15 protein-coding genes are annotated in these 20,169 nt (G+C 70.8%); 11 read left to right on the forward strand and 4 right to left on the reverse strand.

What is annotated here, in order from left to right; genetic code table 11:
- Positions 1–21 precede the first annotated feature (21 nt).
- The 10 genes from mmsA (at position 22) to dgoD (ending at position 12,389) form a co-directional block, all read left to right on the forward strand.
- Positions 22–1,539: a multiple monosaccharide ABC transporter ATP-binding protein gene (gene mmsA, locus T336_RS0115535; protein ID WP_026433246.1), complete on the forward strand. Its 1,518-nt coding sequence runs from the start codon at positions 22–24 to the stop codon at positions 1,537–1,539.
- A 1-nt stretch (position 1,540) separates the two neighbouring features.
- Complete coding sequence (gene mmsB, locus T336_RS0115540) at positions 1,541–2,785, forward strand: multiple monosaccharide ABC transporter permease (protein WP_026433247.1); 1,245 nt, start codon at positions 1,541–1,543, stop codon at positions 2,783–2,785.
- Between the two features lie 50 nt (positions 2,786–2,835).
- The gene (locus T336_RS0115545) at positions 2,836–4,395 is read left to right on the forward strand and encodes a sugar ABC transporter ATP-binding protein (RefSeq protein WP_051647243.1); all 1,560 of its coding nucleotides are present in this window, start codon (positions 2,836–2,838) and stop codon (positions 4,393–4,395) included.
- Positions 4,388–5,443, forward strand: a complete 1,056-nt coding sequence (locus T336_RS0115550) for an ABC transporter permease (protein ID WP_026433249.1) — start codon at positions 4,388–4,390, stop codon at positions 5,441–5,443. The genes T336_RS0115545 and T336_RS0115550 overlap by 8 nt, the downstream gene beginning before the upstream one ends.
- Positions 5,440–6,456, forward strand: a complete 1,017-nt coding sequence (yjfF, locus tag T336_RS0115555; protein ID WP_019701205.1) for a galactofuranose ABC transporter, permease protein YjfF — start codon at positions 5,440–5,442, stop codon at positions 6,454–6,456. Before T336_RS0115550 ends, yjfF begins: the two co-directional genes overlap by 4 nt.
- Positions 6,457–6,512: 56 nt before the next feature.
- A complete protein-coding gene (locus T336_RS0115560) occupies positions 6,513–8,246 on the forward strand; it encodes an IlvD/Edd family dehydratase (RefSeq protein WP_026433250.1) in 1,734 nt (577 codons plus the stop codon).
- A 257-nt stretch (positions 8,247–8,503) separates the two neighbouring features.
- Positions 8,504–9,442, forward strand: coding sequence for a dihydrodipicolinate synthase family protein (locus T336_RS0115565; RefSeq protein ID WP_026433251.1), 939 nt, complete (start codon positions 8,504–8,506; stop codon positions 9,440–9,442).
- A 13-nt stretch (positions 9,443–9,455) separates the two neighbouring features.
- The gene (locus tag T336_RS0115570) at positions 9,456–10,508 is read left to right on the forward strand and encodes a 2-dehydro-3-deoxygalactonokinase (protein WP_026433252.1); all 1,053 of its coding nucleotides are present in this window, start codon (positions 9,456–9,458) and stop codon (positions 10,506–10,508) included.
- Positions 10,505–11,227, forward strand: coding sequence for a 2-dehydro-3-deoxy-6-phosphogalactonate aldolase (locus tag T336_RS25250; protein WP_051647245.1), 723 nt, complete (start codon positions 10,505–10,507; stop codon positions 11,225–11,227). Before T336_RS0115570 ends, T336_RS25250 begins: the two co-directional genes overlap by 4 nt.
- Positions 11,228–11,240: 13 nt before the next feature.
- The gene (gene dgoD, locus T336_RS0115580; protein ID WP_026433253.1) at positions 11,241–12,389 is read left to right on the forward strand and encodes a galactonate dehydratase; all 1,149 of its coding nucleotides are present in this window, start codon (positions 11,241–11,243) and stop codon (positions 12,387–12,389) included.
- Positions 12,390–12,429: 40 nt separating this feature from the next.
- Here dgoD and T336_RS0115585 read toward each other — a convergent pair whose 3' ends face one another.
- Positions 12,430–14,691, reverse strand: coding sequence for an FUSC family protein (locus T336_RS0115585; protein ID WP_026433254.1), 2,262 nt, complete (start codon positions 14,689–14,691; stop codon positions 12,430–12,432).
- 119 nt (positions 14,692–14,810) lie between these two features.
- On the opposite strand from T336_RS0115585, the gene T336_RS25255 reads away from it, so the two are divergent.
- Positions 14,811–16,889, forward strand: coding sequence for an esterase/lipase family protein (locus tag T336_RS25255; protein WP_244883968.1), 2,079 nt, complete (start codon positions 14,811–14,813; stop codon positions 16,887–16,889).
- Positions 16,890–16,907: 18 nt separating this feature from the next.
- Here the strand turns inward: T336_RS25255 and T336_RS0115595 are convergent, their stop codons facing one another.
- From T336_RS0115595 to T336_RS0115605, 3 genes are all read right to left on the reverse strand, one after another.
- Positions 16,908–18,527: a methyl-accepting chemotaxis protein gene (locus T336_RS0115595; RefSeq protein ID WP_026433255.1), complete on the reverse strand. Its 1,620-nt coding sequence runs from the start codon at positions 18,525–18,527 to the stop codon at positions 16,908–16,910.
- A 209-nt stretch (positions 18,528–18,736) separates the two neighbouring features.
- Positions 18,737–19,486 (reverse strand): Hpt domain-containing response regulator, encoded by a 750-nt coding sequence (locus T336_RS0115600; protein ID WP_026433256.1) that lies wholly within the window; start codon positions 19,484–19,486, stop codon positions 18,737–18,739.
- Between the two features lie 25 nt (positions 19,487–19,511).
- On the reverse strand, positions 19,512–20,132 hold the full coding sequence (locus T336_RS0115605; protein ID WP_026433257.1) for a response regulator: 621 nt from the start codon (positions 20,130–20,132) through the stop codon (positions 19,512–19,514).
- Between the last annotated feature and the right edge of the window lie 37 nt (positions 20,133–20,169).

Below are 20,169 nucleotides of genomic sequence, written 5' to 3' on the forward strand. Positions count from 1 at the left end.
ATGCCAACGGACGCCGAGACCATGCTTCTAGAGATGCGGAACATCCGCAAGACCTTCCCCGGGGTGGTGGCCCTGGACCGGGTGGACCTGCGCGTGCAGGCCGGAGAGATCCACGCCATCGTGGGTGAGAACGGCGCGGGCAAGTCCACGCTGATGAAAGTGCTGTCCGGCGTGTATCCGCACGGCAGCTACAGCGGCGAGATCGTCTTCGACGGCGAGGAGCGCCGCTTCGCGGGCATCCGCGATAGCGAGCACCTGGGCATCATCATCATCCACCAGGAACTGGCCCTGGTGCCCCTGCTCTCCATCGCCGAGAACATCTTCCTGGGCAACGAGACCGCCCGCCGCGGCGTCATCGACTGGATGGAGGCGCACGACAGGACGCAGGCGCTGCTGCGCAAGGTGGGCCTGCAGGAATCGCCCGAGGCCCTGGTGGGCCAGCTGGGCGTGGGCAAGCAGCAACTGGTGGAGATCGCCAAGGCGCTGTCGCGCCAGGTGCGCCTGCTGATCCTGGACGAGCCCACCGCCAGCCTGAACGAGAACGACAGCCAGGCCCTGCTGGACCTGCTGCTGGAACTGAAAAGCCAGGGCATCACCTGCATCCTGATCTCGCACAAGCTCAACGAGATTTCGCGCGTGGCCGACTCCGTCACGGTGCTGCGCGACGGCAGCACGGTGGAAACCATGGACTGCCGCGCAGCGCCCGTCAGCGAGGACCGCGTGATCCAGGCCATGGTCGGCCGCGAGATGGCGGACCGCTATCCGCCGCGCACGCCCGACATCGGCCCGGTGGCCTTCGAGGTGCGCGGCTGGCAGGCCTACCACCCGCAGCGGCCCGACGCGCCCTTCCTCAAGGGCATCGACCTGCAGGTGCGGCGCGGAGAAATAGTCGGCATCGCCGGCTTGATGGGTTCCGGCCGCACCGAGCTGGCCATGAGCCTCTTCGGCCGCTCCTGGGGCCGGCGCATCAGCGGCGAAGTGCTGCTGGACGGGCAGCCCATCGACGTCGGCACCGTGGAGAAGGCCGTGCGCCACGGCCTGGCCTACGTCACCGAAGACCGCAAGGGCAACGGCCTGGTGCTGAACGAGGACATCCGGTTCAACATCTCGCTGGCCCACCTGGAGGGCGTCTCCTCGGCCGGCGTGATCGACAGCGGCCGCGAGCACGCGGTGGCCCAGGGCTTCCGCGAGCAGCTGCGCATCCGCTCCTCCGGCGTGGACCAGAAGACGCTCAACCTCTCGGGCGGCAACCAGCAGAAGGTGGTGCTGGGCAAATGGCTCTTCACCCGCCCCGAAGTCCTCATCCTCGACGAGCCCACGCGCGGCATCGACGTGGGTGCCAAGTACGAGATCTACACCCTCATCGCGCAGCTGGCCGCCGAAGGCAAGTGCGTGATCGTGATCTCTTCGGAGATGCCAGAGCTGCTGGGCATCACCGACCGCCTCTACGTGATGAACGAAGGCCGCTTCGTCGCCGAGATGCCCACGGCCCAGGCATCGCAGGAAAAGATCATGAGCGCCATCGTGAAAGCCCACTGACATGTCTTCCATGACCTCCACGCCCAAATCCTCCGCCACCGCGGCTGCGCCCGCTGCCGCCTCCGCCGCCCAGCCCGCGCGCACCGGCCGCTCGCCCCTGGAGCACGCCCGCCACCACCTGCGCGAGTACGGCATGCTCATCACGCTGGTCGCCATCATGGGCTTCTTCCAGTACATGACCGACGGCACCCTGATGGAGCCGCTCAACCTCACCAACCTGCTGCTGCAGAACAGCTACATCGTCATCATGGCGCTGGGCATGCTGCTGGTGATCGTGGCCGGCCACATCGACCTGTCGGTGGGATCGGTCAGCGGCTTCATCGGTGCGCTGGCGGCCGTGCTCATGGTGCAGTACCAGTGGCATTTCGTTCCCGCCACGCTGGTCTGCCTGGTGTGCGGCGGACTCATCGGCGGACTGCAGGGCTGGTTCGTCGCCTTCTCGCGCATCCCGTCCTTCATCGTCACCCTGGCCGGCATGCTGGTCTTCAAGGGCCTGGCGCTGGCGCTGCTGGCAGGGCAATCCGTGGGGCCTTTCCCGGAATCCTTCCAGCGCCTGAGTTCCGGCTTCATTCCCGACCTGTTCAGCATGCAGGGTCTGAAAGTGACCTCGCTGCTGCTGGGCACGGCCGTGGCCGCCGCCCTGGTGGTGGCGGGCATCCGCGCCCGGGCCAACCGCGTGCGCCACGGCGTGCAGGTGGAGCCCGCCGCCTTCTTCATCGCCCGCAACGCGGTGTTCACCGCGCTGCTCGTGTACCTCAGCTACCTGCTGGCCTCGTACAAGGGCCTGCCCAACGTGCTGATCGTGATGGCGCTGCTGATCGTGCTGTTCGACTTCGTCGCCAGCCGCACCACCATCGGCCGCCGCATCTACGCCATGGGCGGCAACGAGAAGGCCGCCAAGCTCTCGGGCATCAAGACCGAGCGCCTGTCGTTCTACGCCTTCGTGAACATGGGCGTGCTGGCGGCGCTCGCGGGCCTGGTGTTCGCGGCCCGGCTGAACACCGCCACGCCCAAGGCGGGCCTGGGCTTCGAGCTGGACGTGATCGCGGCCTGCTTCATCGGCGGGGCCTCGGCCTCGGGCGGCGTGGGCAAGGTCATGGGAGCGGTGATCGGCGCTTTCATCATGGGCGTGATGAACAACGGCATGTCCATCCTGGGCATCGGCATCGACTACCAGCAGGTCATCAAGGGCGTGGTGCTGCTGGCCGCCGTGCTGGTCGATGTCTATCACAAGAACAAGGCCTGACCCCCCTGACCCGGCCCAGCGCCCTGCCCGTCCCCCGCAACACAGACACCATGACCACGCCCACGCCAGCCCCCGCGATCACTCCCGCACCAGGCACCGCGCCCGTGCTGGAGCTGGCGGGCATCCGCAAGCAGTTCTCCGGCGTGCCGGTGCTGCAGGACGTGCAGCTGCGCCTCTATCCCGGCGAGATCCATGCCCTGATGGGGCAGAACGGCGCGGGCAAGTCCACCCTCATCAAGGTGCTCACGGGCGTGCTCAAGGCCAGCGGCGGCGAGATGCGCCTGGCCGGCCGGCCGGCGTGGCCCGACTCGCCGCTGGCCGCCCAGCGCCTGGGCATCAGCACGGTGTACCAGGAGGTCAACCTCTGCCCCAACCTCTCGGTGGCCGAGAACATCTTCGCGGGCCGCTACCCGCGCCACGGGCTGGCGCAGGGCTGGCGCATCGACTGGGCACGGATGCACCGGCGCGCGGCCGAGCTGGTCGCCCGCATCGGCCTGGACATCGACGTGGCGTGCCAGCTGTCGGATTACCCCGTCGCGGTGCAGCAGCTGGTGGCGATCGCGAGGGCGCTGTCCATCGACGCACGCGTGCTGATCCTGGACGAACCCACGTCCAGCCTGGACGACGACGAGGTGAGGAAGCTCTTCGAGGTGCTGCGCCGCCTGCGCGCCGAGGGCCTGTCCATCGTCTTCGTGACGCACTTCCTGAACCAGGTCTATGCCGTGTCGGACCGCATCACCGTGCTGCGCAACGGCACGTGGGTGGGCGAATGGCTGGCGAAGGACCTGGGCCCGCAGGCGCTGATCGCCGCCATGCTGGGCCGCGAACTGGCCGCGCAGGCCGCCCGCGCGCAGGCACCGCAGAACACTGGCACGCAGGCGCCCGCGCTGCTGCAGGCCGAGGGGCTGGGCCAGGCCGGGCAGCTGCAGCCGCTGGACCTGCAGATCCGCCCCGGCGAAGTGGTCGGGCTGGCCGGCCTGCTGGGCGCGGGCCGCACCGAACTGGCGCGCCTGCTGTTCGGGCTGGAGCAGCCCGACCGCGGGATGCTGCGCATCGACGGCCGCGCGGTGGCCTTCTCCAACCCCATGGACGCCATCCGGCAGGGCCTGGCACTGTGCCCCGAAGAGCGCAAGACCGACGGCATCGTGGCCGAGCTCTCGGTGCGCGAGAACATCGCCCTGGCGCTGCAGGCGCGCATGGGCGTGGGCAGGTTCCTGCCGCGCGCCGAGCAAACCGCCCTGGCGGAACGCTACGTGCAGTTGCTGGGCATCAAGACCGCCAGCGTGGAAACACCCATCGGCCTGCTGTCGGGCGGCAACCAGCAGAAGGCCATCCTGGCGCGCTGGCTGGCGACCGAGCCGCGCCTGCTGATCCTCGACGAGCCCACGCGCGGCATCGACGTGGCCGCCAAGCAGGAAATCATGGACCAGATCCTGCGCCTCGCGCAGGCCGGCATGGCCGTGCTCTTCATCTCCTCGGAAATGAGCGAGGTGGTGCGCGTGGCCCACCGCATCGTGGTGCTGCGCGACCGCCACAAGGTGGGCGAACTGCCCGCCGGCAGCAGCGAGGACGCCATCTATGCACTCATCGCAGATCACGAGCATGCCTGAGCAGCGCCCTTCCCCCTTCGCCCCCGCCGCACTGCTGCGCCACCGCCTGGCCTGGCCGGTGATCACGCTGCTGCTCCTGCTGGCGATCAACGCGGCCTTCAACCCGGGCTTCCTGCACATCGAATGGCGCGACGGCCACTTCTACGGCAGCCTGATCGACATCCTCAACCGCGCCGCGCCCCTGGTGCTGGTGTCGCTGGGCATGACCATGGTGATCGCCACGCGCGGCATCGACATCTCGGTGGGCGCCACGGTGGCCATCGCCGCGGCCGTGGCGGCCTGGCTGATCGGTGGTTCGGTATCGGCCACCGAGAGCCGCTTTCCGCTGCCGGTCGCCATCCTGGGTGCCCTGGGCGTGGCGCTGCTGTGCGGGGTGTGGAACGGCGTGCTGGTGGCCCGGGTGGGCATGCAGCCCATCATCGCCACGCTGATCCTGATGGTGGCGGGCCGGGGCATCGCCCAGCTCATCACCGACGGGCAGATCATCACCATCTACTACACGCCCTACTTCTTCATGGGCGGGGGCTACCTGGCCGGGCTGCCGTTCTCGCTCTTCGTGGCAGCGGCGGTGTTCGCGGTGCTCTACCTCGCCATCACGCGCACGGCGCTGGGGCTCTTCATCCAGGCCGTGGGCGTCAACCCGACGGCGGCGCGCGTGGCCGGCGTGCAGGCGGGGCGGCTCATCCTGGCGGCCTACGTGTTCTGCGGGGTGTGCGCGGGCATCGCGGGCCTGCTCATCAGCTCCAACGTGAAGAGCGCGGACGGCAACAACGCCGGCCAGCTGATGGAGCTGGACGCCATCCTGGCCGTCACGCTCGGCGGCACGGCGCTCACGGGCGGGCGCTTCAGCTTAGGCGGCAGCGTGATCGGCGCGCTCATCATCCAGACGCTGACCTACGCCATCTATTCGCTGGGCGTGCCGCCCGAGGTGAACCTCGTGGTGAAGGCGGTGGTGGTGTTCGTCGTCATGCTGCTGCAGTCGCCCGAGTTCCGCGCCCAGGCGGGCCTGCTCGCGCGCCGCCCCGCCGCCGGGAGGGCCCTGCCATGAGCGCCGTCATGACCCCGGCCACGGCCACGCCCCCCGGCGCGCGCGGCCCGCGCCTGAACGCCCGGTACCTGCCCCTGGCCGCCACCATCGCCCTCTTCGTGGCCATGGCCACGCTGGGTTCGGTGCGCTACACGGGCTTCTTCTCGGCCCAGGTGTTCCTCAACCTGCTGATCGACAACGCCTTCCTCATCATCGTCGCGGTGGGCATGACCTTCGTCATCCTCTCGGGCGGCATCGACCTGTCGGTGGGCGCCGTGGTCGCGCTGACCACCATGGTGTTCGCGTCGCTGGTGGAGCGCCACGGCTGGAGCCCGGCAGCGGCCGTGCCCGTGGTGCTGCTGATGGGCACGTGCTTCGGCGCGTTCATGGGCTTCCTGATCGAGCGCTTCCGGCTGCAGCCCTTCATCGTCACGCTCGCCGGCATGTTCCTCGCGCGGGGCCTGTGCTACCTCATCAGCATCGACTCGATCAGCATCACGCACGAAGGCTATTCCGAACTCGCGCAATGGCGCCTGCAGCTGACCGAGACCGCCTCCATCTCGCTGGGCGCGCTGATCGCCATCGCCGTAGTGCTGGCCGGCATCTTCATCGCGCACTGCACGCCGTTCGGCCGCGCGGTCTATGCCGTGGGCGGCAGCGAGCACTCGGCCCTGCTGATGGGCCTGCCGGTGCGCTCCACGCTGGTGGGCGTCTATACCCTGTCGGGCTTCTGCTCGGCCCTGGCCGGCGTGGTCTTCACTTTCTACATGCTCTCGGGCTACGGCCTGCATGCCGTGGGCATGGAGCTGGACGCCATCGCCGCCGTCGTCATCGGCGGCACGCTGCTCACCGGCGGCGTGGGCTACGTGGCCGGCACGCTCTTCGGCGTGCTGATGCTCGGAATCATCCAGACGCTCATTTCCTTCGACGGCACGCTCAGTTCGTGGTGGACGCGCATCGCCGTCGGTGTGCTGCTGTTCGTCTTCTGCCTGCTGCAGCGCCTGCTCACGCGCCGCTCCGGCCGGCGCCGCTGAACCCGCCACCGCCCCTTTTCGCTTTCCGTTTCCAGCATCCCTCCCGAGCTCCCACGATGACCACTCCTCCGCGCAAACTCCGCTCCACCGAATGGTTCGGCACGGCCGACAAGAACGGCTTCATGTACCGCAGCTGGATGAAGAACCAGGGCATCCCCGACCATGAGTTCGACGGCCGCCCCATCATCGGCATCTGCAACACCTGGTCCGAACTCACGCCCTGCAACGCGCACTTCCGCAAGATCGCCGAACACGTCAAGCGCGGCATCTACGAAGCCGGCGGCTTCCCGGTCGAATTCCCGGTGTTCTCCAACGGCGAATCCAACCTGCGCCCCACCGCCATGCTCACGCGCAACCTGGCCAGCATGGACGTGGAGGAAGCCATCCGCGGCAACCCCATCGATGCCGTTGTGCTGCTCACCGGCTGCGACAAGACCACGCCCGCGCTGCTGATGGGCGCGGCCAGCTGCGACGTGCCGGCCATCGTGGTCACGGGCGGGCCCATGCTCAACGGCAAGCTGGCCGGCAAGGACATCGGCTCGGGCACGGCCGTGTGGCAGCTGCACGAATCCCTGAAGGCGGGCGAGATCGAGCTGCACCAGTTCCTCGCGGCCGAAGGCGGCATGTCGCGCTCGGCCGGCACCTGCAACACCATGGGCACGGCCAGCACCATGGCCTGCATGGCCGAATCGCTGGGCACCTCGCTGCCGCACAACGCGGCGATTCCGGCGGTGGACGCGCGCCGCTACGTGCTGGCGCACATGTCCGGCCGGCGCATCGTCGAGATGGCGCACGAAGGGCTCACGCTCTCGAAGATCCTGACGCGCGAAGCCTTCGAGAACGCCATCCGCACCAACGCCGCCATCGGCGGATCGACCAATGCCGTCATCCACCTGAAGGCGATCGCCGGCCGCATCGGCGTGCAGCTCGACCTGGAGGACTGGACCCGCATCGGCCGCGGCACGCCCACCCTGGTGGACCTGCAGCCCTCGGGCCGCTTCCTGATGGAAGAGTTCTACTACGCGGGCGGCCTGCCCGCCGTGCTGCGCCGCCTGGGCGAGAACGGACTGCTGCCCCACCCCGACGCGCTCACAGTCAACGGCAAGAGCCTCTGGGACAACGTGCGCGAAGCTCCCCTCTACAACGACGAGGTGATCCGCCCGCTGGACAAGCCGCTGATCGCGGACGGCGGCATCTGCATCCTGCGCGGCAACCTGGCGCCGCGCGGCGCGGTGCTCAAGCCTTCGGCCGCCACACCCGAACTGCTCCGGCACCGGGGTCGCGCCGTGGTGTTCGAGAACCTGGAGCACTACAAGGAGCGCATCGTCGATGAGAACCTGGACATCGACGCGAGCTGCGTGATGGTCATGAAGAACTGCGGCCCCAAGGGCTACCCCGGCATGGCCGAGGTGGGCAACATGGGCCTGCCGCCGAAGCTGCTGCGGCAGGGCGTGAAGGACATGGTCCGCATCTCCGACGCGCGCATGAGCGGTACCGCCTACGGCACCGTGGTGCTGCACGTGGCGCCCGAGGCCGCGGCCGGCGGGCCCCTGGCCGCCGTGCGCGACGGCGACTTCATCGAGCTGGACTGCGAGCAGGGCCGCCTGCACCTGGACATCAGCGACGAGGAACTGGCCGCGCGCCTGGCCGAACTGGCCGCCACGGACCACGGCGGCCGCGGCGGGTACCAGCGCCTCTACGTCGATCACGTGCTGCAGGCCGACGAGGGCTGCGATTTCGATTTCCTGGTGGGGTGCCGCGGTGCGGCCGTCCCCCGCCACTCGCATTGACCATGAACACCCCCCTGAGGCGCTGCGCGCCTTCCCCCCGCTCTCGCATTGCTGCAAGTTGAGATGAACACCCCCCTGCGGCGCTATGCGCCTTCCCCCCGCTCTCGCAACGCTGCGCGTTGCGGGCAGGGGGACGCAGCCGGCGCGGCGGGGCGGCCCTTGCGCGGCGGCCCTGGCCTTTGGCCGCGCCAGTTGCCGGGGCTGTGCTCCAAGCGAGGCGCCGAGCAGGCCTGACTTCAACATGACTTCGTGACCTTATGCCTACAAAACACTCTGCCCAAAATCCACGCTACCGCGGCATCTTCCCGGTCGTGCCGACCACGTTCCACGAGGACGGCAGCCTCGATCTGGAGAGCCAGAAGCGCTGCCTGGATTTCATGATCGATGCCGGCGTCGATGGCCTGTGCATCCTGGCCAATTTCTCCGAGCAGTTCTCGCTGTCGGACGCCGAGCGCGAAGTCCTCACGCGCACGTCGCTGGAGCACGTCGCGGGCCGGGTGCCGGTGATCGTCACCACCACCCACTACGGCACCCGGGTGTGCGCCGAGCGCAGCCGCGCCGCGCAGGACATGGGCGCCGCCATGGTGATGGTGATGCCGCCCTACCACGGTGCCACCTTCCGCGTGCCCGAGGCGCAGATCCACGCGTTCTATGCCCGGGTGTCCGACGCGATCGACATTCCCATCATGGTGCAGGACGCCCCGGCCAGCGGCACGGTGCTGTCCGCCCCCTTCCTCGCCCGCATGGCGCAGGAGATCGAGCACCTGGCCTATTTCAAGATCGAGACGCCCGGCGCCGCCAGCAAGCTGCGCGAGCTGATCCGCCTGGGCGGCGACGCCATCGAGGGCCCCTGGGACGGCGAAGAAGCCATCACCCTGCTGGCCGACCTGGACGCGGGCGCCACCGGTGCGATGACGGGTGGCGCCTTCCCGGACGGCATCCGCCCCATCATCGAGGCCCACCGCGCGGGCGACATGGACCAGGCCTTCGCGCTCTACCAGCGCTGGCTGCCGCTCATCAACCACGAGAACCGCCAGGGCGGCATCCTCACCGCCAAGGCGCTGATGAAGGAAGGCGGCGTGATCGCCTGCGAAGCCGGCCGCCACCCCTTCCCGCCCATGCACCCCGAGGTGCGCCGGGGCCTGATCGACATCGCACGCCGGCTCGACCCGCTGGTGCTGCGCTGGGCCCGCTGAGCCGGCTGCCGCCATGAACGACCACGCCGCCGATCTTTCCGCCACCCGCCTCGTCGCGCTCGACTGGGGCACCAGTTCGCTGCGCGCCTACCGCCTGGGCGACGGGGGCCGCGTGCTGGAGCTGCGCCACCGGCCCTGGGGCATCATGCACCTGCCGCCTGCGCCCGAGGATGAAGGCGCCGGCACGGATGCCGCCTTCGAGCGCGCCCTGCAGGACGCCTGCGGCGACTGGCTGGCTGCCGCGCCGCACCTTCCGCTGCTGGCCTGCGGCATGGTGGGCAGCGCCCAGGGCTGGCGCGAGGCGCGCTACCTGCACACGCCCTCCTCGCTCGACGCGCTGGCGCACGGGCTGACCCAGGTGGACCGCCCCGGCGGCCAGCCGCTGCACATCGTGCCCGGCCTGCTGCAGCCCGGCGAGCTGCCCAACGTGATGCGCGGCGAAGAGACCCAGGTACTGGGCGTACTGGCACTGCGGCCCGCCGAAGACGCCGGCCCCTGGCTGGTGGGCCTGCCCGGCTCCCACAGCAAGTGGGTGGTGGCGCAGCGCGGCGGCATTTCAGGCTTCCACACCTTCATGACGGGCGAGGTGTTCGCCGCACTGCGCGGCCACACCATCCTGGGACGGACCATGGCCCCGGCGGGCGCGCAGGACGGCGCCTTGCCGGATGAGGATGCCTTCGTGCGCGGCCTGCGGGTGGCGGGCGGCAGCGACGCCGGCCTGGGCCTGCTCTCGCACATCTTCAGCACCCGCACCCTGGGGCTCACGGGCGTGCTGCCCGCCAGCGCCCAGGCCGACTACCTCTCGGGCCTGCTCATCGGCCACGAGGTCGCCGCCCTCGCCCGCGTGCATCCGCCGGGCGGCACCGCAGCCCCCGTCCAGCCGCTGCTCTGCGGCGAGCCGGACCTGTGCCGCCGCTACGCGCTGGCCCTGCGGCTGCAGGGCTTCGCCGAGCCCGCCATCGCCGCCCAGGCCACGCCCACCGGGCTCTGGCAGATCGCCCGGGCCGCCGGCCTGCCGGCCGGGGGAGCGCCCCAACCCTCATCCGCGGAGAGCCTTGCAGCATGACCACCATCGACCACACCCTGTTCCACGCCCTGCAGCGCTGCGGGCTCATCGCCATCCTGCGCGGCATCCAGCCCCATGAGGCCGTGCCGATCGGCCACGCCCTGTACGACGCGGGCTTCCGCATCATCGAGGTGCCGCTCAACTCCCCCGAGCCCCTGGCCAGCATCCGCGCGCTGCGCGATGCCCTGCCCACCGACTGCGTGGTGGGCGCGGGCACGGTGCTTTCCACGCACGACTGCGCCGACGTGGCCGAGGCCGGCGGGCAGATCATCGTCATGCCGCACAGCGACCCGGCCGTGATCCGCGCCGCGCGCGCGGCCGGCCTGGCCTGCGCCCCCGGGGTGGCGACGCTGACCGAGGCCTATGCCGCGCTGGCCGCCGGCGCCAACCTGCTCAAGCTCTTCCCCGCGGAAGCGCTTCCTCCCGCCGTGCTCAAGGCCTGGCGCGCGGTGATCCCGCCCAGCGTGGCGCTGGCCCCCGTCGGCGGCATCGCGCCGGAAAGCATCGCGCCCTATGCGGCGGCAGGCGCCAGCGGCTTCGGCCTGGGCTCGGCCCTCTACCGCCCCGGCAACAGCGCGGCCGACGTGGCCCGCAAGGCCGTCGCCTTCATCCAGGCCTGGCACGACGCCTATGGCATGGCCCGCACGTGCGGGCAGGGCTCCGCGCCGGCCGCCGCGGCAGCCACCCGTTCCTCGCCCACCGCAGCCACCGTTTCCTGAGATTTCCCCTGCCATGAAGATCACCCGATTGACCACGTTCCTGGTGCCGCCGCGCTGGTGCTTCCTGAAGATCGAAACCGACGAAGGCATCGACGGCTGGGGCGAACCCGTCCTCGAAGGCCGTGCCCAGACCGTGGCCGCCGCCGTGGAGGAACTCGCCGACTACCTCGTCGGCAAGGATCCTCGCAACATCGAGGACCACTGGACGGTGCTCTACCGCGGCGGCTTCTACCGCGGCGGCGGCATCCACATGAGCGCGCTGGCCGGCATCGACCAGGCGCTGTGGGACATCAAGGGCAAGGCCCTGGGCGTGCCGGTGTCCGAGCTGCTGGGCGGCAACGTGCGCGACAAGATCCGCGTCTACAGCTGGATCGGCGGCGACCGGCCGGCCGAGACCGCGCGCCAGGCCCGCGACGCCGTGGGCCGTGGCTTCACCGCGGTGAAGATGAACGGGACGGAAGAAATGCAGTTCGTGGACACCTTCGACAAGGTGGAGCGCTGCCTGCAGAACGTGGCCGCCGTGCGCGAGGCCGTGGGCCCGCACGTGGGCATCGGCGTGGATTTCCACGGCCGCGTCCACCGGCCCATGGCCAAGATCCTCGTCAAGGAACTGGAGCCCTACCGGCTGATGTTCATCGAGGAGCCCGTGCTCAGCGAGCACGACGAGGCGCTGAAAGAGATCGCGCGCATCTCGTCCACGCCCATCGCCCTCGGCGAGCGGCTGTACTCGCGCTGGGACTTCAAGCGCGTGCTGCAGGAGGGCTACGCGGACATCGTCCAGCCCGACCCGTCCCATGCCGGCGGCATCACCGAGACGCGCAAGATCGCCTCGATGGCCGAGGCCTACGACGTGGCCCTGGCCCTGCACTGCCCGCTGGGCCCGATCGCGCTGGCGGCCAACCTGCAGCTCGATGCGGTCTGCTACAACGCCTTCATCCAGGAGCAGAGCCTGGGCATCCACTACAACCAGGACAACGACCTGATGGACTACGTGTCCAACCCGCAGGTCTTCGCCTACCAGGACGGCATGGTCGCCATCCCGGGCGGTCCGGGCCTGGGCATCGAGGTCAACGAAGACTACGTGCGCGAGCGCGCCCGTCAGGGCCACCGCTGGCGCAACCCCGTATGGCGCCACCGGGACGGCAGCCTCGCGGAATGGTGATGTCCGCTGCGGGCGGACCGCTCGCCGTCCGCCGCCAGGCTCAGCCGGCCGTCCCGGCCTCGCGCGCCGCGGCGCGCACCTGCCCGGCCCGTTCGGTGGCCAGCGCCAGGCGGCGCACCAGCCAGGGGCCGAGGTCGCCATCGTGCGGATCGGGCCAGGCCTGCGCGTCGCCGGGCAGTGGCGGCCACGGGGCATCCGCCGCGGTGGCAGCGGCGTCCTCCCGCCCTTCCAGCCGGCGGGAGATCGCCTCGGCCGTCTGCGCGAGCGAGACCTGCAGCGCCCCGGCATCCAGGCGCCCGCGCCGCAGCAGCAGCATGGTCTTGATCGCGGTGAGCTGTGCCAGCAACTGGTAGCAGCGCGCCTGCAGGTGCTCCAGCGCCACCACGGGCGGCTGCACGGCCCGGGGCTCGGCCATGGCCCGCTCGGTGGCCTGCACGAGGGCAGACAGGCTGTCGTAGGCCTCGCGCCGCGCCAGCCGCCAGGCCAGCTCCGGCGCATTGTCCACCGCGTGCAGCTGGCCCAGCGCCAGCGCCTCGCGCGCGTGCCGCGCCTGTGCCACCAGCGTGCGCTGCACCAGCGCGGGAATCTGCGAGCGCTCCCACGAGGGCAGCACATAGGAGAACGCCCAGGCGATGCCGGTGCCGATCAGCGTGTCGGCCAGGCGCTCCAGCAGGTCGAAGGCCGGGCTCACGGCCCCGCCGTGCAGCATGTGCGACTGCACCAGGCCCAGCACCGTGGCCGCCACCGCGGTGACCAGGTAGCGCCGCACCGCGAAGGCATGGGCCACGGCCTGCGCCACCGTCAGGCACAGCACCAGCTGCCACGACGACAGGTGCGCCGCCAGCAGGGCCGCCGCCAGCACGCAGCCCAGCAGCGTGCCCGCCACGCGGCTGTTTCGGCGCTCCAGCGTCTGCGCGAGGCTGCCGCGCAGCACGACCACGATGGTGAGCAGGATCCAGTACGCATGCGTGCCCCAGGGCAGCGCCTGCGCCACCAGGAAGCCCGCGGCGATGGCCAGCGCGGCACGCACCGCATGGCGCAGCGGCGGCGCGTCCCAGCGCCAGAGCGTGGCCAGCGGCGCCCACGACCAGGCCGTGGGGCTGACGAACATCTGCCAGCTGGCGCGGACCACCGCCAGGTCCGGCGGGGCCTCGCCGCGCGCGAGCGCATTCATCCGCAGCGCCTCGTCGTTGATGTGCCCCACCCGGTCCGCCAGCCCGCGGGCCAACGCGTACGGCGACGGGCCCGATACCGCGGCGGGCGGCAGCGGATCGCTCCAGCGCAGTTCCGCCAGCGCGGGCCGGGCATCGGCGAAGGGCGCGGGCCGGCTGCCGCGCAGCAGGGCGTCCGCGAGCCGGGCGAATTCCGCTGCCGCATCGAGCAGCACGCCGCGCAGCGCATGCAGCACCGGCACATGGCCCGGGTGCGCCTTGAGGGCCTCCACGTCCAGCTCGCAAGCCAGCAGGTGGTCCCGCGTCTCCAGCACCTGCACCAGCATGGCGGCCAGCCGCTGGCGGGACGGCGTGGAGGGCGACTCCAGCACGATGTTGCGCGCGCCCTGCAGTTGCTCCGCCAGGGCTGCCTGCCGGCGCAGCAGCAGGCGGGTCAGGGCATGGGGCGCCTCCGCCGCGCCGCCATGCGCCGCGGCCTCGTCCTCCGCGCCCTGCGCGGACGTGGTGGTGCCGGCCGGCGCGCTGTCGAACAGCCGCGCCTGCACGCGCATGAGCGCCGCCAGCGAATACAGCGTGTCGGCCACGAGCTGCACCCGGTAGCGCGCGTTGAGCAGCCGGTTCGCCACCACCGCGTAAAGCACGTACAGCCCCGCGCCCAGGGCGAAATGGGCGGTGATCGCCAGCGCGGCGGGCAGCGGGTCTCCGCCCGGCGGCACGCGCGGGGCAGCGGCCATCGAAAAGATCATGGAGAACATCACCGCCACGGCGATCGGGATGCCGCGCCGGCCCCAGGCCATGGCGAGGAAGGCCAGGAAGGTGCCGGGCACCAGCAGCAGGCCCAGGTGCAGCGGATCGCGGTGCAGCCACTGCACCGCGAAGAACAGAGGAATGCCCAGCAGCGGCGCGGGCAGCATCTGCCAGAGCTTGCCGCGGCGCGGCCCGGGCAGGTCCGGCGGCGAGCAGACGATCACGCCCACCGACGCGGCCGCCGCCGCCGCGGCCCCCAGCCAGAGATGCACGGCCGCGGAGATGAGCAGCAGGCCCAGCGCCACGGAAACCCCGTTGGCCACATAGTGGCTCAGCGCCACGCGCACGGCCGCCCGCAGGCGGTGACTCGGATAAAGCCTCATATCCCGCCGAGGTTACTGCAGCGGTGCGCCCCCAGCCGTCCCGGGGGCTTGCGCCGCGTGTAGCATGCGCACGGCCGGGCTGCAAAGCCCCTCCCCTCAGCTCCGCCCGTGTCCCGCAAGTGACTTCCTGCCTGCAGAATGCCCCCCACTTTCACCGCCGTGCCGCGGGCCCGGCCGACGGCTCGCCCGCGGTGCGGCGACTGGCTTTCTGGACCACGCTGCTCTGCCTCGCCGTGCTGCTGGCAGGATGCGCGGGCGTCACCGTCTCGGCCGTATCGCCGCGCGACTACCTCGCGCAGCGCCGCGGCGACGTGCTCACCACCGGGCGGCTGAGCGAGGCCTCCGAGGAGGTGCTGCGCGTGCTGGGCACCGACGGCGATGCCTGCGACCAGGACATGCCCGCCTGCCGGCAGATGCTCGCGGCCTCGACCGGTGTCGATGAGGAGCAGCGCCTGTCCACCCTGGCGGAGCTCTGGCTGCTCGCCGCCTTGCGGGCCAGCGGCGATCGCAGGGCCGCCGGCCCCGGTGCCAGCGCCCCCGCCCCTGCCAACGAGGACCAGCAGTTGGACGCCTGGCTGGAAACCGCCCGCCACGCCTGGGCCTACCTGTTCTTCACGCCGCGCGGCCCGGAAGCGCGCGCCTTCGAAGACCGGCAGACACAGGTGCGCGACTACTACAACTTCGCCACCCAGCAAGCCCTGGCGGGCATGTTCTCGCGCTACCGCCGCACCGTGGCGGCGGAGGGCGGCGACCTGGCGCCCGGCCGGCGCCTGCAGTGGGGCAGCTGGCGCGTGCGCAGCGACACCTCCGACCTGCGCCTGCCCAGCGGGGCCCCCGAACCCAGCGAGCTGATCGCTGCGTCCACGCTGCGGTTCTCGGGCCTGCGCAACACCTACCGCCGCGACGGTTTCGGCGCCGAGCTGGTCACGGCCATGCAGCCGGCGGGCGATGCGTCCCTGCCCCGCGTCCCGCGCCGCAGCGCGCTGCAGGTGGCATCGGAAGCGGGGCAGCCCTTCCGCGAGATGCCCTACCCCGCCGCCACCGCCTTGCTGCGCTTCGAAGGAAACACGCTCGGCGAGGTGCTGGAAACGCACGACGTGCAGGTGGAGCTCTACGATCCCTACCACACGGCGCAGGTCGTGCTCGCGGGGCGCCAGGTGCCGCTGGCCGGCAATTTCACGGCGGGCTACGGTCTGTGGCTCGCGCGCTCGGGGTTCGCGGTGCAGGCCATGCGCAGCCTGCTGGGCATGGAAGACGGCCTGTCGGCACCGCGCATCCACCTCATGCAGCCCTACGATCCCTCGCGGCGCACCATTGTCATGCTGCACGGCCTCGCGAGCAGCCCGGAGGCGTGGATCAACGTCGCCAACGAGGTGCTGGGCGACGAGACGCTGCGCCAGAACTACCAGGTGTGGCAGGTGTACTACCCCACCAACCTGCCGCTCTGGGTGAACCGCCAGGCGATCGAGGAGGCGCTGGAGCGCACCCTCGCCCATTTCGATCCGGCGGGCACGGCCCCCGCGTCGCGCGGCATGGTGCTGGTGGGCCACAGCATGGGCGGCGTGCTCGCGCGGCTGCTGGTATCGGACTCCGGCGACGCCCTGTGGGACACCCTGCTCGCGGAGCACCCCCTGTCCCTGGAAGACCGGCAGGCACTGCAGCCCGAACTGGACCCGCTCCTGCGCTTCCAGGCGCTACCCCAGGTCGGCCGGGCCATCTTCATCGCCGCACCCCACCGCGGCACGCCGGTGGCGCGGCACCGGATCACGCGCTGGCTCTCCAACCTCGTCACCCTGCCCCTGGCGACCATGGAGCGGTTCGCGGACGTCACCCGGCGGCTCTCGCGCACCGAGGCGCCGGAAGGCGGCAGCAGCGTGGTGCGCCTGCCCAACAGCATCGACAACCTGAGCGACACCGATGCCTTCGTCCAGGCCGCCGCGCGCCTGCCGGTGTCGCCGCGCGTGCCCTACCACTCCATCATGGGCCGGGAGTCGGCAGACGGCCCGCTGTCGGCATCGACCGATGGCGTCGTGCCCTATGCCAGCGCACACCTGGAAGGCGCCGTGTCCGAGCGCATCATTGCCTCCGGCCACAGCGTGCAGGAGCAGCCCGCCGCCATCCTGGAGATCCGGCGCATCCTGCGGGCCCACCTGGCCGCGAACCCCGCGGGCTCCGCGGGCACGGCCCCGGCGAAGTAGCCCGCCGGCCGCCCGGCCTCAGGCGCCCAGCCGGGCGAAGCCTCCCTGCGGCAGTCTCTGCAGGCGCGCCGCCGCACCATCCGCCAGCCCGCCCACCCGGAACACCGCCACGGCCTCCACCAGTTGTTCGGCCTGCGAGCGCAGCGCGTTCGCCGCCGCGGCGCTCTGCTCCACCAGCGCCGCGTTCTGCTGCGTGGCCTGGTCCATCTGGGTGACGGCCTCTCCCACCTGGCTCACGCCCGCGCTCTGCTCGCGGCTCGCGACGCTGATCTCCGACACCACGTCCGTCACCCGGCGGATGGAGTCCACCACTTCGGCCATGGTCGTTCCCGCCCGATCCACCAGGGCGGTGCCGCTCTGCACCTGGGCCACGCTGGCCGTGATCAGTTCCTTGATCTCCCGGGCGGCGCCGGCGCTGCGCTGCGCGAGGCTGCGCACCTCGCCCGCGACCACCGCGAAGCCGCGGCCCTGCTCACCCGCACGCGCCGCCTCCACCGCCGCGTTCAGCGCCAGGATGTTGGTCTGGAACGCGATGCCGTCGATCACGCCGATGATCTCTGCGATCTTGCTGCTGCTGCGGTCGATGCCGCGCATGGTGTCCACCACCTGCGACACCACCTCGCCGCCCCGGGTTGCGACGTCGGAGGCGGCCTGCGCGAACTGGCTCGCCTGCTGCGCGTTGTCCGCGTTCTGCCGCACGGTGGCGCCGAGCTCGTCCATGGACGCGGCGGTTTCCTCCAGCGCACTGGCCTGCTGTTCCGTGCGCGCGGACAAGTCGTTGTTGCCCTGCGCGATTTCGGCAGATGCCGTCGCCACGCTGTCGGATCCCTCCCGCACCGTGGACACCACCCGTGTCAGCGCCTGCTGCATATCGCCCAGGGCGCCCAGCAGCGGGCTGAACTCGTCGCGGGCCGTGTCCACCACCGGCACCGTCAGGTCGCCGTCGCGCACCCGCTCGGCCACCCCGCGCGACTGCTCCACGCGGCGCTGCAGCAGGTTGGCGATGTACCAGGAAAACGCCAGCAGGCCCGCGGCGATCGCCACCACCAGCAGCGACAGTTGGCTGCGTGTCTTGAAGGCCTCCTTCTGGATGTCCGACAGTTCCGAGTGCAGCAGGTCCGTCTGGCGCTGGCGCTCCTTGGCCAGCCAGGCCAGCAGGCGGTTGCGCGTGGGAATCGTCTCGCCCACCAGCACCTCGAACGCCTCGTCCTTGCGGCCTTCCACCACCAGGCGGAGATTGCGGTCCGCGATCGGCCTGAACTCCTGCTCCAGCTTCTGCCAGACATTGGTGAAGTCCTCGCGCGCCCGCGGGTCCTTCACTTCTGCCAGGAAGGCGGCGTCGTTGTCCGCGATGCGCTTGTACTTGGTGTCGATGTCGGCCAGCGTTTCCTTCAGGGCCTCCGGCGAGCGCACCAGCATGGCGTGCCGGATCTGCAGCGAAATCTGGGTGATGCCCAGCTCCGTGCTCGCAATGCGGGTGAGCTGCGGAACGCGCGTTTCGCCCGTCGCTTCGGCCAGCCGCCCCACGTTGCCCAGTTGCGACCAGGCCAGCCAGGCCGCCGCGGCGAGCGCGCAGATCAGCAGCATCGACACGGCATACAGCTGCCGGGCAATGCCGTAACGGGAAAAGACAGTCATCGTTGGGTTTCCTTTGGAAGTGGCCTCCCGCCAGTGCAAGACCGCAGGATGAACAAAATGATACAAACATCCCGCAAACTCGGGAATTTGTTTTTATCAATCCGTGACCTGCGTCACATCTTCTACTCGGAATTACTGCACATTCCCCAAGACGGAACCGTGGCTAGTGTGATGTGGCACGCGGCCGGCCCGCGCCCCGATCCACCCCTTCAGTCGCCCAGGCGGACGCGCAGGGCTTTCCAGGAGGCCTGCGCAGCTTCCGCACGGCCGTCCCGGGCGGCCAGTTCCACTTCGCGCGCCAGGGCCCCGTCATCGGTCCGGCCGAGGGTGCGCAACACGCTCGCCAGGCTGTGGCAGAGCCTGCGCAGCGCCGCCAGGTCCGACGACTGCAGCGCACGGTCGCCTTCGGCGGCATCGCGGCCGAACTGCGACAGGCAGGCGTCGCGGTACGCGCGGAACAGGAAGGCGTCGCCGCCGAAATACTCCTGGATGGCCGCGGCCTCCGCATCGGGCGTGCCACTCTCCCGCACTCCGGGTACCGGCGATGCGGAGGGCGTGGGCACGGCAGGGCCGGGCGGTGCCAGTGGATCCGCCAGCGCTTCCCGCACGCACTGTTCGAGCGCCGCCACCGCCACGGGTTTGTCCAGCGCACGCCATGCGCCGCTCGCTGCCAGTTCCTGCCGGACGGCGTGGTCCAGGCCCGCGCTGAGCACCACGATGCGTGCCCCCGCCGCCAGGGCGGGCTCGGCCTGCAGGCGGCGCAACAGGCCCATGCCGGATTCCCCGGGCAGCATCAGGTCGGTGATGATCAGCGCGGCACGGTGGCCCTGCAGCCATGCCAGCGCGGATTCGACGCAGGGGCACACCTCCACCGCCACCGGCAGGATCTCCAGCGCCATCGACACGAAACGCGCGACGGAGGGATCGTCCTCCACCAGCAGCACGACAGGTTGGTCCATGGCCGGGCTGCCTTTCTTCCCGCCTTCAGCCCCGGGCTGCGAGGCTGGTGCGCAGCGCGTCCGGCAGCTGCGCCACCATGGCGGGCTTGTGGATCACCGGCAGGCCCTGCAGGGCGAAGGCATAGGGCTCGCGCTCCGCCTCGGAGAGCGAGGTCACCACGATGAGCTGCACGCGGGCGAACTGCACATGCGACCGCAGGCTGGTGATGAGCGCCGCGCCGTCCAGGCCCGGCAGCAGGATGTCCACGATCAGCACGTCCGGCTCCAGCTTGCCGCACATGGCCAGGCCGGCGATGCCGTCGCTGGCAATGTGCAGGGACACCTCCGGGAACTGCTGGTCCAGCAGCAGCCGGATCAGGTTCTGGTAATGCACGGAATCCTCGATCAGCAGCACCTTGGGGCGGCCCGCGGAAGTGCTGCGCACCGTGGCCGTGCCGCCCGGGGTGCTGCCTCGGCCCACTTCCCGGGAACGCAGCCAGCGTTCCACCGAGTCGCGCGAAATGCGGCGGTGGCCCCCGGGCGTCTTCCAGGCTTCCAGTTCGCCCCTGTCCACCATGAGCTGGATGGAACGCACGGCCATGCCTAGCAATTTGGCGGTTTCGAGGGTGGTGTAGTGGTCGTTCTGAGCGTCGTCGGAATTCGGCATAGGCGGCATTGTGCCTTTATGCGGGACCCAGGATGTA

It is taken from the genome of Paracidovorax oryzae ATCC 19882 (assembly GCF_000687165.1).
In the GTDB taxonomy this organism is placed as follows: domain Bacteria; phylum Pseudomonadota; class Gammaproteobacteria; order Burkholderiales; family Burkholderiaceae_C; genus Paracidovorax; species Paracidovorax oryzae.